Origin of the sequence: Streptomyces sp. NBC_00306 (assembly GCF_036169555.1) — a bacterium.
Lineage (GTDB): Bacteria > Actinomycetota > Actinomycetes > Streptomycetales > Streptomycetaceae > Streptomyces > Streptomyces achmelvichensis.
Window position 1 is genome coordinate 1315601 of sequence record NZ_CP108032.1, and the last position, 14606, is coordinate 1330206.

Genomic DNA, 14606 nt, shown 5'->3' on the forward strand with positions numbered 1-14606 from the left:
GCATCGCGCGGAACGTTACCGTATCGCGATCAGACAACCACTTCGACGGACTCGCCGGGAGCCGCTCCCGACGCCCGTTCGGACTCCAGAGCGTTCTGGAGAATCACCACAGCGGCAGCCTGGTCGATGACAGAGCGGCCCTTTTTGGACTTCACGCCCGAAGCGCGGAGCCCCTGACTGGCCGTCAATGTGGTCATCCTCTCGTCCACAAGTCGCACCGGAAGCGGTGCGATCCCGCGAGCGAGCTCCTGGGCGAAGACCCGGATCTTGGCCGCGGCGGGCCCCTCCCCGCCGTTGAGCGAGCGGGGCAGGCCCACGACGACCTCGATCGGTTCGTACTCCTCGACGAGCTGCCGCAGCCGCCGGTGGGCGGCCGGGACGTCCCGTCCCGGCACGGTCTCCACCGGCGTCGCGAGGACCCCGTCGGGGTCGCACGAGGCGACCCCGATACGGGCGTCCCCGACGTCGATCGCGAGACGGCGTCCCCGGCGCATCACGCGGTCTCGGCGACCAGGCGCTCGACGGCGGCCACGGCGTCGCCGACGGCGGCCGGGTTCTGCCCTCCGCCCTGCGCGACGTCCGGCTTGCCGCCGCCTCCGCCGCCCAGCGTCTTGGCAGCGGTGCGCACGAGGTCTCCGGCCTTCAGGCCGCGCTCGCGGGCCGCCTCGTTGGTGGCGATGACCGTGAGCGGCCGGCCGTTCGCGGTGGTGAACAGAGCGACGACGGCGGGACGGTCGCCCTGGATACGGCCCCGGACGTCGAGCACCAGCTTGCGCAGGTCGTCCGCGGAGGTGCCGTCCGGCACCTGACCGGTGACGAGGGCCACGCCGCGTACGTCCCTGGCGCTCTCGACGAGCCCGGCGGCGGCCTGGAGGACCTTCTCCGCGCGGAACTTCTCGATCTCCTTCTCGGCGTCCTTCAGCTTGCCGAGCATGGCGGAGATCTTCTCGGGAAGCTCCTCGGAACGGCCCTTGACCAGCTCCTGGAGCTGGGCGACGACCGTGTGCTCCTTGGCCAGGAAGTTGTACGCGTCGACACCGACGAGGGCTTCGATACGGCGCACGCCGGAGCCGATCGAGGACTCGCCGAGCAGCTTCACCAAGCCCAGCTGCGCGGTGTTGTGCACGTGCGTGCCGCCGCACAGCTCCTTGGAGAAGTCGCCGATGGTCACGACGCGCACGCGCTCGCCGTACTTCTCGCCGAACTCGGCGATGGCACCCTGTCGCTTGGCCTCGTCGATGCTCATGACCTCGGCGTGCACGTCGAGCTCACGGGCGAGCACTTCGTTGATCTTCTGCTCGACGTCCGTGAGCACCGTGCCGGGCACGGCGGCGGGCGAGCCGAAGTCGAAGCGGAAGCGGCCCGGCGAGTTCTCCGAACCGGCCTGGGCGGCCGTCGGCCCGAGGGCGTCGCGCAGCGCCTGGTGCGTGAGGTGGGTGGCACTGTGCGCGCGGGCGATGGCGCGGCGGCGGAGCACGTCGATGGTGGCGTAGGCGGTGTCGCCCACCGTCACCTCGCCGACCTGGACCGAGCCCTTGTGCACGGTGACACCGGGGACCGGCTGCTGCACGTCGCGGATCACGACGACGGCGCCGCTGTGCAGCTTGATACGGCCCTGGTCGGCGAGCTGGCCGCCGCCCTCGGCGTAGAACGGGGTCCGGTCGAGGACGATCTCGACCTCGTCGCCCTCCGAAGCGGCCGGCGAGGGAACGCCGTTGACGAGCAGACCGACGATCGTGGTCTCGCCCTCGGTGTTGGTGTAGCCGGTGAACTCCGTGGCTCCGGAGCCGTCGGCGATCTCGCGGTAGGCGGTGACGTCCGCGTGGCCGGTCTTCTTGGCCTTGGCGTCGGCCTTGGCGCGCTCCCGCTGCTCCTGCATCAGGCGTCGGAAGCCGTCCTCGTCGACCGACAGGCCCTGCTCAGCGGCCATTTCGAGCGTGAGGTCGATCGGGAAGCCCCAGGTGTCGTGGAGCAGGAAGGCCTTGTCGCCGGCGAGGACCGTGGAGCCGGTGGCCTTGGTCTCGGTGACGGCCGTGTCGAGGATGTTGGTGCCGCCCTTGAGGGCCTTGAGGAAGGCGGCCTCTTCGGCGAGGGCGACGGTCTCGATCCGCTTGCGGTCGGTCTCCAGCTCCGGGTACTGCTCGCCCATCGTCTTGATGACCGTGTCGACGAGCTCACCGACGACCGGGCCCGTGGCGCCGAGGAGCCGCATGTTGCGGACGGCGCGGCGCATGATGCGGCGCAGCACGTAGCCGCGGCCCTCGTTGCCGGGGGTGACGCCGTCGCCGATCAGCATCACGGACGTACGCATGTGGTCGGCGACCACGCGCAGTGAGACGTCCGAGCCGTGCTCGGCGCCGTAGCGCACACCGGTCAGCTCGGTGGCCTTGTCGATGACGACCTTCAGGGTGTCGGTCTCGTACATGTTCTGTACGCCCTGGAGGATCATGGCGAGACGCTCGAGGCCGAGACCGGTGTCGATGTTCTTCGACGGGAGGTCACCGAGGATCTCGAAGTCCTCCTTGCCGGTGCCCTCGCCGCGCTCGTACTGCATGAAGACCAGGTTCCAGATCTCCACATAGCGCTCGTCGTTGACGGCCGGGCCGCCCTCTTCGCCGAACTCGGGGCCGCGGTCGTAGTTGATCTCGGAGCACGGTCCGCAGGGTCCGGGGACGCCCATCGACCAGTAGTTGTCCTTCTTGCCCAGGCGCTGGATGCGCTCGGCGGGCACGCCCACGACATCGCGCCAGATGCGCTCGGCCTCGTCGTCCTCCTTGTACACGGTGATCCAGAGCTTCTCCGGCTCCAGCCCGTAGCCGCCGTGCGCCACCGGAGTGGTCAGCAGCTCCCAGGCGAGCTTGATGGCGCCTTCCTTGAAGTAGTCGCCGAAGGAGAAGTTGCCGCACATCTGGAAGAAGGTGCCGTGCCGCGTGGTCTTGCCGACCTCCTCGATGTCCGGCGTACGCACGCACTTCTGCACGCTGGCGGCGCGCGGGAACGGCGGCTTGACCTCGCCGAGGAAGTACGGCTTGAAGGGCACCATGCCCGCGGGGACCAGCAGCAGAGTCGGGTCGTCCGCGATGAGCGACGCCGAAGGCACGACGGTGTGCCCGCGCTCCTCGAAGAAGCTCAGCCAGCGGCGGCGGATTTCAGCCGACTCCATCAGTGGTCCTCATTCCGGTTGTGCGATGTGTAGGAGCGCTTGTCGTGCTTGTCGTGCTTGTCGAACGGGCGCCTCGGCGGCTCGACGGCGGCGAGGCGGCGCTGCGCGGGCAGTTCGGGGCCGCCGGGCGGGGTCGCGAGGCCGAGCGCCTCGCCCAGTTCGCTCTCGCGCTGGACCATTCCGGCCCTGACGTCGAGTGCGAAGTCCTTGAGCTTGTGGCCCGCGTCGATCGCCTTGTTGGCCGCCTGGGCGGCGAGGCTCTCGGGGGTCAGCTGCTTCAGCTTGCGATTGACCTTGGTGGTGGCCCAGACCCCGGCTGCGGCGCCGGCGGTGAACCAGAACGTGCGGCGGAACATGGTGCGTCAGCCCCTCTGCTTCTTTCGCCGGGCGGCCGGCACGGTACGGCCGACGATCACTGACCGGCGGGACGGCTCGGGTGCCTCGCCGTCGCCCTTGCGGCTCATCGCCCGGCGCACTCCGTAGCCGAACGCGGCGACCTTGACCAGCGGGCCGCCGAAGGTGGACGCGACGGTCGTGGAGAGCGCGGAGGCGTTGGAGGTGACCTCCTGGACGTCGGTCGCGATGGCGTCGACGCGGTCCAGCTGCGTCTGCGCGGAACGGACCGTCGCTGAGGCGTCGGACAGAAGCGGCACCGCCTGCTCGGTCACGTCCGCCACGAGCCGGGTGGTCGCCTTGAGGGTCTGGGCCAACCTCACCAGCACCACGGCGAGGAAGGAGACCAGGATCGCCCAGAAGACGGCCACCAGGATCCCGGCAACCTCTCCACCGGTCACGCTGCACCGCTCTCTGCTAGTCGCTGAAACACGTCGGAAAACCTCCTCCGACCCTATCGCGCCCAGGGTCACACCCCGTACCGCATTACCAGGGGGCCGAAGGGAGTTGTGCAAGCAGATTGTACGGAGTGCTTACACGCGGGTACGCTCCGTGTCCTATGCGGCGCACCTCTCGCAACGGCCCTTCGCCCGACGATCACTCCCCGCCGCGGGGCCGTCTCCCGGCGGAACTGACCCCGTTCGTGGGCCGGGCCGGCGAGCAGGACGCGCTCGCGCGGCTGATCGACAGTGGCGTCCGGCTGATCACCGTCGCCGGAGCGGGCGGTGTGGGGAAGTCGCGGCTGGCGATCCGTGTCGCGGCCGGGCTGCGGGAGCGGGGCAGCCACCGCGACGGGGTGTGGCTGAGCGAGCTGTCCACGCTGTCCGACCCCGCGCTGGTCGCGCATGCGCTGGTCACCGCCCTCGGCATCACCGACCACACCAGCAGACCGCCCCGCGAGGTCCTCCTCGGCCACCTCGCGGAGCGCCGGCTGCTCCTGGTGCTGGACGGCTTCGAGCAGTTCGTCGACGACGGCGCCGAGCTCGTAGGCGATCTGCTGCGCCACGCCCCCGGCCTTCAGATCCTGGCGGTGAGCCGCCGTTCGCTGCGGCTGGCGGGTGAGGTGGTCTTCCCACTGGCACCACTGACGGAGAGCGACGCGGTGCGGCTCTTCGCGGATCGCGCGGCGGCGGTGCTGCCGCACTTCGCGCTGTCCGGCGAGAACACGGGCGCGGTACGCGACCTGTGCCGCCGTCTCGACGGGATCCCCCTCGCGCTGGAACTGGCGGCGGGCCGGCTCGCCGCACTCTCCCTCGACCAGCTGCTCCAGCGGCTGGACGACCGATTCCTGCTGCTGACCGGCGGCAGCCGGGGTGCCCTGCCGCGCCATCAGACGCTGCGTACGGCGATCGGCTGGAGCCATGAGCTCTGCACTCCCGAGGAACGGCTGCTGTGGGCGCGGCTGTCGGTGTTCGCCGGGCAGTTCGAACTGGAGGCCGTGGAGTACGTGTGCAGCGGCCCCGATCTCCCCGCCGAACAGGTGCTGGACGTGCTCTCCGGGCTGCTCGCGCAGTCCGTGGTCTTCCGCGAGGAGACGCCCGCGGGCGTGCGCTACCGCATGCTCGACACCGTCCGCGCGTACGGCGCCGAGTGGCTGGAAGCCCTCGGCGACTCCCTGCGGATGCGCAAGCGGCACCGGGACTGGTACGTCGGACTGGCCACCTGGTGCGAGCTGGAGTGGTTCAGTCCGCGGCAGCCGGAGGTGGCGGACTGCACCGACAGCGCGCTGCCCAATCTGCGGGCCGCGCTGGAGCTGTGCCTGGAGTCCGCGGAGGACACACATCTGGGTCACCATCTGGCGGGCACGCTGTGGTTCTACTGGGCCGGCTGCGGCCGGCTCGCGGAGGGCAGGCACTGGCTGGACCGGGCGCTCGCGCAGTCCGGGGACCACGAGGAGGCGCGGCTCAAGGCTCTGTGGGTGCTCGGCTATGTGGCGGTCCTCCAGGGCGACAGTGCGGCGGCCGCCGGCGCGCTGCACGAGTGCCGCGAGGAGGCGGGCCGCACGGGCAACCCGGTGGCGGCGGCGTACGCCGTCCACCGCATGGGGTGCCTGGCCCTGCTGTCCGACGACATGCCGCGCGCCGAGGAGCTGATCCGCTCGGCCCTCGTGGCCTACCGGGACCTCGGCGAACTCAACAGCAATGTGCTGATGGGGCAGGTCGAGCTGGCCATGGCGCTCGTCTTCCAGAACCGTCTGGAGGAGGCGGTCGGCCTCTGCGAAGAGGTGCGGGAGATCTGCGAGGAGCGCGGCGAGCTGTGGACCCGCGCCTATGCGCTCTACGTCCTGGCCTATGCCGCGTGGACGGGCGGCGACCACTCCCGGGCGCGAGCCCTGCTCCAGGACGCCGTCGTCATCGACCACCGGTTCAACGATCTGGTGGGCCTGGTGCTGGCGATCGAACTGCTGGCGCTGGTCACGGCCGGCGAGGGGGACCCGGCGGAGGCGGCGGTGCTCCAGGGCGCCGCGTCCCCGGTGTGGGGCGCGGTCGGGATGCCGCTCTTCGGCTCCGGCCACTTCAGCGGGCCGCGGGCGCTGTGCGAGCAGCAGGCGGGCGCTGTGCTGGGGGCCGAGCGGTACGCCTCATGTGCACGGGTGGGCCGTGAGCTGTCGCTGGACGCGGCGGTGCGGCGGGCCCTCGCCACACCGAAACGCCCGCCGGCGGCCATACCGGGCAGGCCGCGTCCGGTCCGTACAGCGACGCCCGTGGAAACGCGAGAGCCCGCCGGCTCCCCCGCCGGAAAGGGCGGGGAAGCGGCGGGCTGAAGCGTGGTGAGTCACTCTCCCGGCTGTCGCCGGGAGGGCCCCTGAATCAGCGGGCGTAGTACTCGACGACCAGCTGCTCGTCGCAGATGACCGGAACTTCCTTGCGCTGCGGGTCACGGTCCAGGCGGAACGCCAGGGCCTTCAGGTTGACCTGCAGGTAGCGCGGGGTCTCACCGTCGGCGGCGAAGCCACCCTCACGAGCGACCTGGAACAGGCTCTTCTCGCGGGAGCGCTCGCGGACCATCACGACGTCGTCGGGACGGACGCGGAAGGACGGCTTGTCGACCTTGCCACCGTTGACCTCGATGTGGCCGTGGACGACCATCTGGCGGGCCTGGTAGATGGTCCGGGCGATGCCCGAACGCAGCACGAGGGCGTCGAGACGACGCTCGAGCTCGATGACCAGCGCCTCGCCGGTCTTGCCCTCGGCCTTGCGCGCGCGGTCGTAGGCGCGGGCCATCTGGCGCTCGCTGATGTCGTACTGGGCGCGCAGACGCTGCTTCTCGAGCAGACGGACCTTGTAGTCCGAGTTCTGCTTGCGCCCACGGCCGTGCTCGCCCGGCGGGTAGGGGCGGGCTTCGAAGTACTTGACAGCCTTCGGCGTCAGCGCGATACCGAGCGCGCGAGACTTCTTGACCTTGGGACGCGACTGGTTAGGCACGTTCTCCAGACCTCCGTTGTAGGTTAGGTTAGGCTCACCTTACTCAAGGAGATCGCATGTCTCGCCCTGGGAACACCAAGCGCATCACGGACAGCACAAAAGAAGCCGACGCTGCTCAGAGCGTCGAGGCGACGGAGGTCCGATCAGCTCATGGTCAGCCGCGTCCCAGCGGGCTTGAAATCACTCGGATGCCGTCAGCAGCCGAGCGCACACGAACTCTCGTACAGAGTACATGCTCCGCGGTACTGCTCATTCCCGGTGTGGATGTCACCCGGCCGGAGCAGCTGACCCCGCAGGCACGCGTGGTGGGCACCGACGGTGAGGTCTTCCTGCTCTTTCCCGCGGACTCCCCGGCCGTACGGGCCGCGACCCACGCCCAGGACGACGAGCTGTCCGCCGTGCTGGAGATCACGGATGTCGCCCCGGTCTCGGTCCCCCATCGTATCCGCGGGCGCGCATGGGTCACCGGCTGGCTGACCTGCGTCCCCGGCCTCGCCGAACCCGGCGCCATGATGCTGCGGCTGGAGGTCGGCGAGCTGCGCGTGGACGATCTGTGGGGTGTGTCGAGCGTGGAGCCGGAGGACTTCGCCCGGGCCGGCGTGGACCCGCTGGTGTCGTACGAGACGGAGCTGCTCCAGCATCTGCACTCCGTCCACGGCGAGCAGGTGCAGGGTCTGTGCGGACTGCTCGGCGACCGGGCCGAGGGGACGGACTCGGGCGGCCAGCAGGCGGTGCCCCTGGCGCTGGACCGCTTCGGGCTGCGGGTGCGGTTCGTCGGCGAGCGCTGCTTCGACGCGCGGTTCGACTTCCCCGAGCCCGTCCGCGACGTCACCGAACTGCGCCGGGCGATGCACACGCTCTTCGAGGCCGCCGCGCCCTGACGGCACGACGCGCAGCAGGCGGTCAGTCGCCGGCGGTGCCACCGCGCAGCCGCTCACGCACCTTCTCCACGACGTCCGCGTACCGCGCCTCGGCGCCGTAACGCGTGGGCTCGTAGTACCGCTTGCCGTGCACCGCGTCCGGGGCGTACTGCTGGGCCGCGATCCCGCCGGGCACATCGTGCGGATAGACATACCCCTGGGCGTGGCCGAGCTTGGCCGCGCCCTTGTAGTGACCGTCCCGCAGATGCGGAGGGACCGGACCGGCGAGACCGGCCCGGACATCGGCGAGCGCGGCACCGATCGCCGTCGTGGCGGTGTTCGACTTCGGGGCCAGCGCCAGCGCGATCGTGACATGGCTGAGGGTGAGCGCGGCCTCCGGGAAGCCGATCATGGCCACGGCCTGCGCCGCGGCGACCGCGGTCGGCAGGGCCGCCGGGTCCGCCAGGCCGATGTCCTCACTCGCCGAGATCATCAACCGCCGCGCGATGAAGCGCGGGTCCTCCCCCGCCTCGATCATCCGCGCCAGATAGTGCAGGGCCGCGTCGACGTCGGAGCCGCGGATGGACTTGATGAGCGCGCTGGCCACGTCGTAGTGCTGGTCGCCGTCCCGGTCGTACTTCACCGCCGCCCGGTCGACCGTCTCCTCCACCGTCTCGAGCGAGATCTCCTTCTCACCCTTGTCGAGGGTGGCGCCCGCGGCGGCCTCCAGAGCGGTCAGGGCCCGCCGGGCGTCGCCGCCCGCGATACGGAGCAGATGTGCCTCGGAGTCGGCGGGCAGGGTGACGGCCCCGCCGAGGCCGCGCTCCTCGGTGAGCGCCCGGCGCAGCAGTCCCGTGAGGTCCTCGTCGGTCAGCGACTCCAGCGTCAGCAGCAGCGAGCGGGAGAGCAGGGGGGAGATCACCGAGAAGTAGGGGTTCTCGGTGGTGGCGGCGATCAGCGTCACCCAGCGGTTCTCGACGGCCGGCAGAAGGGAGTCCTGCTGGGCCTTGGAGAAGCGGTGGATCTCGTCGAGGAAGAGGACCGTCTCCTTGCCGAAGCCGCCGGCCGCGCGGCGGGCTCCGTCGATGACGGCCCGGACCTCCTTGACGCCCGCGGTGATCGCCGACAGCTCGACGAAGCGCTTGTTGGTCGCCTTGGAGACGACATAGGCGAGGGTCGTCTTCCCGGTGCCGGGCGGGCCCCAGAGGATGACGGACGCGGGTCCCGCGGGACCTCCGCCGCCCTCGCCGACGAGGCGGCGCAGCGGCGATCCGGGCTTGAGCAGATGCTGCTGGCCGACGACTTCGTCGAGAACGCGCGGACGCATCCGGACGGCCAGCGGACTGCTGGACGGATCCTTCTCCTGGCGTTCTTCGGCAGCTGCGGTAAAGAGGTCGGGCTCCACGCTGTGAAGCCTATGTCAGCGCACTGACAACGCTTCTCGGCTCCCCCGCTCCGCTCAGCTGGTCCAGAAGTCCCACCAGCGGGTGAGGATCAGCATGCCGATGATCCCGATCCACAGCACCGGCGGCATCCAGTGGAACTCCAGCAGACCGCTGCGCAGCCCCTCGGGAGCCCTGATCACCCGGTGCTTGATGTTGTGCGCGGTGACGTAGCAGAACATCACGATCGTCGCCGCCCACGCCAACGAGCACCACAGACACAGGGCGTTGATGTTGTACAGCGACTGATACTGCAGCCACGTACAGAACCCCACCCCGAACAGACAGCCCGCGTTCAGCCCCAGCCAGAACCACCGCCGGTACCGCGCACCCGCCAGCAGCCCCGCGCCGATCGCGATCACCATGCCGTACGTGACCAGACCCAGCATCGGATTCGGGAACCCGAACGCCGCCGCCTGCTCGCTCTTCATGATGTTCCCGCAGGACACCACCGGGTTCAGACTGCACCCCGGCGTGAACGACGGGTCCTCCAGCAGCTTGAACTTGTCGATCGTGATGACCCACGAAGCCAGCAGACCCGCCGCACCCGTGATCACCAGAAGCCAGGCGAACGCCCGGCCGGCACCGATCGTGCGCGTGGAGCCGTCCGCTCGCTCGTCTGAGGACACGTCGTCCACCGCCGCAGTCGTCATATCGCCGTTCCGTCGCTTCGTAGCCTGCTCGGGCACGGTCATTCTGCCGCACCTGCGCCGGTGTCCGCCGTTCGCCGGACATAAGCACCGGCACTCCGGCGACGCCGCGGGCCGGTGCTCCGCGGGGCCGCCGGGCGCTCCGGCCTCGGGCAACGGGAGGTGACGTGGCGGTCTCCGGCGTCGGCACGACGACCGGAAACCGCCGCCGACCCGTCCGAATCGGCCTCGCACGGCAGGAGGAGAAAACTCCCGCCGGGTTGACGCCGGGCTAGGAGGCCAGGCGCCTGCGCAGTTCCTCGACGACGAGGCCCAGCGCCACAGCGCTCTGCTCGCCGGACTCCATGTTCTTGATCTGGACCACGCCCTCCGCGAGATCGCGCTCTCCCGCGACGATCGCGTACCGGGCGCCCGAGCGGTTCGCGCTCTTCATCGCGCCCTTCAGGCCCCGCCCGCCGAACGCGAAGTCCGTGGCGATGCCCTCCCTGCGCAGCTCGGTGACGACGCCGAAGAGCACACGCCGTGCCTCCTCGCCCAGCGGGACGGCGAACACGCTGGTGCTGGCGGGGAGTTCGAGCTCGATGCCCTCCGCCTCCAGGGCCAGGACCGTACGGTCCACGCCCAGCGCCCAGCCCACGGACGGCAGTTCCGGGCCCCCGATCATCTCGGAGAGACCGTCGTAGCGGCCGCCGCCGCCGACCGCGGACTGCGAGCCGAGTCCGTCGTGCACGAACTCGAAGGTGGTGCGCGTGTAGTAGTCCAGGCCGCGGACCAGCTTCTCGTCGTCCTCGAAGGCCACACCGGCCGCCGTCAGCAGCTCGCGGACCTCCTCGTGGTACGCCTTGCACGCGTCGCACAGGTAGTCGCGCAGCATCGGCGCGCCCACGAGCTGCTTCTGGACGTCGGAACGCTTGTCGTCGAGCACCCGCAGCGGGTTGATCTCGATCCGGCGCCGGGTGTCCTCGTCCAGGTCGAGCTCGCGCAGGAAGCCCTGGAGGGCGTCGCGGTAGACCGGACGGCACTCCTTGTCGCCGAGCGAGTTGAGCAGGATGCGGAACTCGCGCAGGCCGAGCGTGCGGTACGCCTGATCGGCCAGGATGATCAGCTCGGCGTCCAGCGCCGGGTCCTCGGCGCCGATCGCCTCGGCACCGACCTGCGAGAAGTGGCGGTAGCGCCCAGCCTGCGGCCGCTCGTAGCGGTAGTACGAGCCGGAGTACCAGAGCTTGACGGGGAGGTTGCCGGCCTTGTGGAGGTTGGCCTCCAGGGCCGCGCGCAGCACGGAGGCGGTGCCCTCGGGGCGCAGGGCGAGCTTGGTGCCGCCCTTGGTCTCGAAGGCGTACATCTCCTTGCTCACGATGTCGGTGGATTCACCGACGCCGCGCGCGAACAGCTCGACGTTCTCAAAGCCGGGTGTCTCGATGTAGCCGTAGCCGGAATTCTTCAGCGGTGCGGAGATCGCCTCGCGGACCGCCAGGAACTTCGCGGACCGGGGCGGGATCAGGTCGTACGTGCCCTTCGGGGCCTGAAAAGTGCTCACGGAGCTTCTCTCGTCACATTCCTCGTCGGGGAGCCGCCTGGCTCCCGAGGCCGCCGGCCACGTCCCGCAGATAGGGATTGGTGGCGCGCTCACGGCCGATGGTCGTCTGGGGGCCGTGTCCGGAAAGGACCACGGTCGAGTCGTCGAGCGGCAGGCACACACGCGCCAGCGACGCGAGCATCTCGTCCATGTCACCTCCCGGCAGGTCCGTGCGTCCGATGGAGCCGGCGAACAGCAGGTCTCCCGAGAAGAACACGGACGGGACGTCCGCGGCCTCGGGCATGCCGAAGGTCACCGACCCCTTCGTATGGCCGGGCGCGTGCGCGACCGAGAAGTCGAGTCCGGCGAGGCGCAGCTTCGCGCCGTCGGTCAGTTCCCTGACGTCGTCCGGCTCTCCCACGGTCAGCTCGCCCATGAGCGGCATCCCGATCGACCTGCCGAGCGCCTTCTCCGGGTCGCTCATCATGTACCGGTCGGAGGGGTGGATCCACGCGGGCACGTCGTGCGCGCCGCACACCGGGACGACCGAGGCGACATGGTCGATGTGGCCGTGGGTGAGGATGACGGCGACGGGCTTGAGCCGGTGCTTCGCGACCGCCTCGGCGACACCTTCGGCGGCCTGGTGGCCCGGATCGATGATCACGCACTCCTCGCCGGCGGCGGGGGCGACCAGGTAACAGTTGGTCCCCCAGGCCCCGGCGGGGAACCCGGCAATAAGCACGATCGTCCTCAGTGTGGTCGTGGAGAGAGTTCTCGCTGCCTCGAAATGCAGCAGATCAGAGCCTACCGGCGCTGCTCCTCCCACAGCCAACCCGTATACGGTACGGGCACACTCGGCCGGTCGGCATCAGACGTACGACTACAAGGAGAAGACCCGGTGGTCAGCAGCGATCAGCGGCGGCGGCAGCTCGCCAGGGAGAAGTTCGAGCGCCAGCAGCAGCGTCGGGCACAGTCACGCAAGAGGAAGCAGCGGAACACGATCATCGCGGCCACACTGGCCGTGGTGCTCGCCGCGGGCGCGGCCGCCTACGCCTCGGTGGGCCTGTCCGACGGCGACACCAAGGCCGACGGGCAGACCGCGGGCGACGAGAGCACCACGTCGCCCAGCGCCTCCCCCACTCCCTCCGAGGCCAAGAGCCCCGAACCCGCCCTGTCGATCGACAAGACGGCGAAGTACTCGATGGACCTGACGACGAACCAGGGCGACATCAAGATCGCGATGGACGCGGCGAAGACCCCGCGCACCGTGAACTCGTTCAAGGCGCTCGCGGACAAGGGCTTCTTCAACGGCACGAAGTGCCACCGGCTGACCACACAGGGCATCTTCGTGCTCCAGTGCGGCGACCCGAAGGGCGACGGCACCGGCGGGCCCGGGTACACGATCCCCGACGAGAACCTGACCGCGCTCGGCAAGGCGGCCGCCGACGGTTCGGTGACCTACCCGCCCGGCACGGTGGCGATGGCCAACACCGGTCAGCCGAACTCCGGCGGCAGCCAGTTCTTCCTCGTCTACAAGGCGACCAAACTGCCGCCGACGTACACACCGTTCGGAAAGATGGACGCCGCCGGCCTCAAGGCCGTCGAGAAGGTGGCCAAGGCCGGAGTCACCGGCGGCGCCGGCGACGGTGCCCCGAAAACGGCCGTCACCATTGAGAAGGCTGCCGTCCCCAAGGCGTGAGCGGGGAATTTCAGCCGCGCTGAGTGCGGACAGCCGGGCGGCCGGTCGCCTAGATTGGCGTTGTGCAGCGCGGCCGGCTTCGCGCTGCGGAAGGCGGGCGATGCCCGCCCTGGAAACTGTGGACGATGCCCGGGGGGCGAACCCCCTCGCGGGCATCAGGTGGAGGAGGCGCTGTGAGCAGCGACCCGTGGGGCCGTGTCGACGAGACGGGCACCGTGTACGTGCGTACAGCCGACGGCGAGAAGGTCGTCGGATCGTGGCAGGCCGGGACTCCCGAAGAGGCTCTGGCCTATTTCGAGCGCAAGTACGAGGGCTTGGTGGTCGAGATCGGCCTCCTCGAGCGTCGGGTGAAGACCACCGATCTCTCGGCCAAGGATGCCCAGCAGGCCATCGACCATCTGCGCCAGCAGGTGGACGAGCATCACGCCGTCGGCGATCTCGAGGCGCTGGCCAAGCGTCTCGACGCGCTGGTGGAGTCGGTCGAGAAGCGCCGCGAGGAGCGCAAGGTCCAGCGCGCCAAGCAGAGCGACGAGGCACGGCACGCCAAGGAAGCCCTGGTCAACGAGGCCGAGGAGCTGGCGCAGAGCGAGCAGTGGCGGGCGGCCGGTGAGCGGCTGCGCGCGCTGGTGGACACCTGGAAGGGCCTGCCGCGGCTCGACCGGAAGTCCGACGACGAGCTGTGGCACCGCTTCTCGCACGCCCGGTCGGCGTTCTCCAAGCGCCGCAAGGCGCACTTCGCCTCGCTGGACGCGCAGCGCGAGGAGGCCCGCAAGACCAAGGAGAGGCTGGTCGCCGAGGCCGAGTCGCTGTCCGGCTCCACGGACTGGGGCGTCACGGCCGCCCGCTACCGCGAGCTGATGGCGGAGTGGAAGGCCGCGGGCCGTGCCCAGCGCGAGGCCGAGGACGACCTGTGGAACCGCTTCCGCGGCGCCCAGGACGTCTTCTTCGCGGCCCGCAGCGGGGTCTTCGCCGAGCGGGACGCCGAGCAGGCGGAGAACCTCAAGCTCAAGGAGGAGCTCGCCGCCGAGGCGGAGAAGCTCGTCCCGGTGACGGACCTGAAGGCGGCGCGTGCCACCTTCCGCTCCATCAACGAGCGCTGGGAGGCCGTCGGCCATGTACCGCGGGACGCCCGTCCCAAGGTCGAGGGCCGGATGCACGCCGTCGAGCGGGCCCTGCAGGAGTCCGAGGAGACCGAGTGGCGCCGGACCAACCCGGAGGCGCGTGCGCGTGCCGCGGGTCTGACCGGACAGCTCCAGGCGGCCGTGGACAAGCTGCGCGGCCAGATCGACACGGCGCGCGCCGCGGGCAACAACGCCAAGGCGGACAAGCTGGCGAAGGAGCTCGAGGGCCGGCAGGCGCTGCTGGACCAGGCGCTGAAGGGCCTGGAGGAGTTCGGCGGCTGACAGCTGCCACATCGAAAGGGCCTCCCGTACGCGGTGTACGGGAGGCCCTTTCGTG

Annotated in this window: 13 protein-coding genes; 4 read left to right on the forward strand and 9 right to left on the reverse strand. The window is 70.3% G+C overall.

Translation table 11 applies throughout. The features are described 5' to 3' along the window. Positions 1-29: 29 nt before the first annotated feature. From ruvX to OHA05_RS05835, 4 genes are read right to left on the reverse strand one after another with little or no spacing between them, the layout of a single operon-like run. Positions 30-494: a Holliday junction resolvase RuvX gene (ruvX, locus tag OHA05_RS05820; RefSeq protein ID WP_313949084.1), complete on the reverse strand. Its 465-nt coding sequence runs from the start codon at positions 492-494 to the stop codon at positions 30-32. Then, a complete protein-coding gene (gene alaS / locus OHA05_RS05825; protein ID WP_328860000.1) occupies positions 494-3163 on the reverse strand; it encodes an alanine--tRNA ligase in 2670 nt (889 codons plus the stop codon). Before alaS ends, ruvX begins: the two co-directional genes overlap by 1 nt. Further along, positions 3163-3519 (reverse strand): DUF6167 family protein, encoded by a 357-nt coding sequence (locus OHA05_RS05830; protein WP_328860001.1) that lies wholly within the window; start codon positions 3517-3519, stop codon positions 3163-3165. Before OHA05_RS05830 ends, alaS begins: the two co-directional genes overlap by 1 nt. A 6-nt stretch (positions 3520-3525) precedes the next feature. Next, on the reverse strand, positions 3526-3957 hold the full coding sequence (locus tag OHA05_RS05835; protein WP_313947465.1) for a DUF948 domain-containing protein: 432 nt from the start codon (positions 3955-3957) through the stop codon (positions 3526-3528). A 158-nt stretch (positions 3958-4115) separates the two neighbouring features. On the opposite strand from OHA05_RS05835, the gene OHA05_RS05840 reads away from it, so the two are divergent. Then, positions 4116-6320 carry an ATP-binding protein gene (locus OHA05_RS05840; protein ID WP_328860002.1) on the forward strand — a complete coding sequence of 735 codons (2205 nt, stop codon included), beginning with the start codon at positions 4116-4118 and terminating at the stop codon, positions 6318-6320. A gap of 46 nt (positions 6321-6366) precedes the next feature. Here OHA05_RS05840 and rpsD read toward each other — a convergent pair whose 3' ends face one another. Continuing rightward, on the reverse strand, positions 6367-6981 hold the full coding sequence (gene rpsD / locus OHA05_RS05845; RefSeq protein ID WP_313947463.1) for a 30S ribosomal protein S4: 615 nt from the start codon (positions 6979-6981) through the stop codon (positions 6367-6369). A gap of 188 nt (positions 6982-7169) precedes the next feature. Here rpsD and OHA05_RS05850 point away from each other — a divergent pair, with 188 nt between their 5' ends. Beyond that, positions 7170-7862 (forward strand): DUF2470 domain-containing protein, encoded by a 693-nt coding sequence (locus OHA05_RS05850; protein ID WP_313947462.1) that lies wholly within the window; start codon positions 7170-7172, stop codon positions 7860-7862. A 22-nt stretch (positions 7863-7884) separates the two neighbouring features. Here OHA05_RS05850 and OHA05_RS05855 read toward each other — a convergent pair whose 3' ends face one another. The 4 genes from OHA05_RS05855 to OHA05_RS05870 form a co-directional block, all read right to left on the reverse strand. After that, positions 7885-9246, reverse strand: a complete 1362-nt coding sequence (locus OHA05_RS05855) for a replication-associated recombination protein A (protein WP_313947461.1) — start codon at positions 9244-9246, stop codon at positions 7885-7887. 54 nt (positions 9247-9300) lie between these two features. Further along, complete coding sequence (locus OHA05_RS05860; protein WP_313947460.1) at positions 9301-9936, reverse strand: vitamin K epoxide reductase family protein; 636 nt, start codon at positions 9934-9936, stop codon at positions 9301-9303. A gap of 268 nt (positions 9937-10204) precedes the next feature. Next, positions 10205-11470: a histidine--tRNA ligase gene (gene hisS / locus OHA05_RS05865; protein WP_313947459.1), complete on the reverse strand. Its 1266-nt coding sequence runs from the start codon at positions 11468-11470 to the stop codon at positions 10205-10207. 13 nt (positions 11471-11483) lie between these two features. After that, a complete protein-coding gene (locus OHA05_RS05870) occupies positions 11484-12191 on the reverse strand; it encodes an MBL fold metallo-hydrolase (protein WP_313947458.1) in 708 nt (235 codons plus the stop codon). Positions 12192-12347: 156 nt separating this feature from the next. Here OHA05_RS05870 and OHA05_RS05875 point away from each other — a divergent pair, with 156 nt between their 5' ends. Both OHA05_RS05875 and OHA05_RS05880 read left to right on the forward strand, forming a co-directional pair. After that, the gene (locus OHA05_RS05875) at positions 12348-13148 is read left to right on the forward strand and encodes a peptidylprolyl isomerase (RefSeq protein WP_313947457.1); all 801 of its coding nucleotides are present in this window, start codon (positions 12348-12350) and stop codon (positions 13146-13148) included. Positions 13149-13321: 173 nt separating this feature from the next. Continuing rightward, on the forward strand, positions 13322-14551 hold the full coding sequence (locus tag OHA05_RS05880; RefSeq protein ID WP_313947456.1) for a DUF349 domain-containing protein: 1230 nt from the start codon (positions 13322-13324) through the stop codon (positions 14549-14551). Positions 14552-14606 lie beyond the last annotated feature (55 nt).

What these genes read in the sequence shown, in the direction of transcription:
- OHA05_RS05860 (WP_313947460.1), bottom strand. Translation starts at nt 9,936, where the DNA reads ATGACGACTGCGGCGGTGGACGACGTGTCCTCAGACGAGCGAGCGGAC.
- OHA05_RS05830 (WP_328860001.1), bottom strand. Translation starts at nt 3,519, where the DNA reads ATGTTCCGCCGCACGTTCTGGTTCACCGCCGGCGCCGCAGCCGGGGTC.
- OHA05_RS05840 (WP_328860002.1), top strand. Translation starts at nt 4,116, where the DNA reads ATGCGGCGCACCTCTCGCAACGGCCCTTCGCCCGACGATCACTCCCCG.
- alaS (WP_328860000.1), bottom strand. Translation starts at nt 3,163, where the DNA reads ATGGAGTCGGCTGAAATCCGCCGCCGCTGGCTGAGCTTCTTCGAGGAG.
- ruvX (WP_313949084.1), bottom strand. Translation starts at nt 494, where the DNA reads ATGCGCCGGGGACGCCGTCTCGCGATCGACGTCGGGGACGCCCGTATC.
- OHA05_RS05850 (WP_313947462.1), top strand. Translation starts at nt 7,170, where the DNA reads ATGCCGTCAGCAGCCGAGCGCACACGAACTCTCGTACAGAGTACATGC.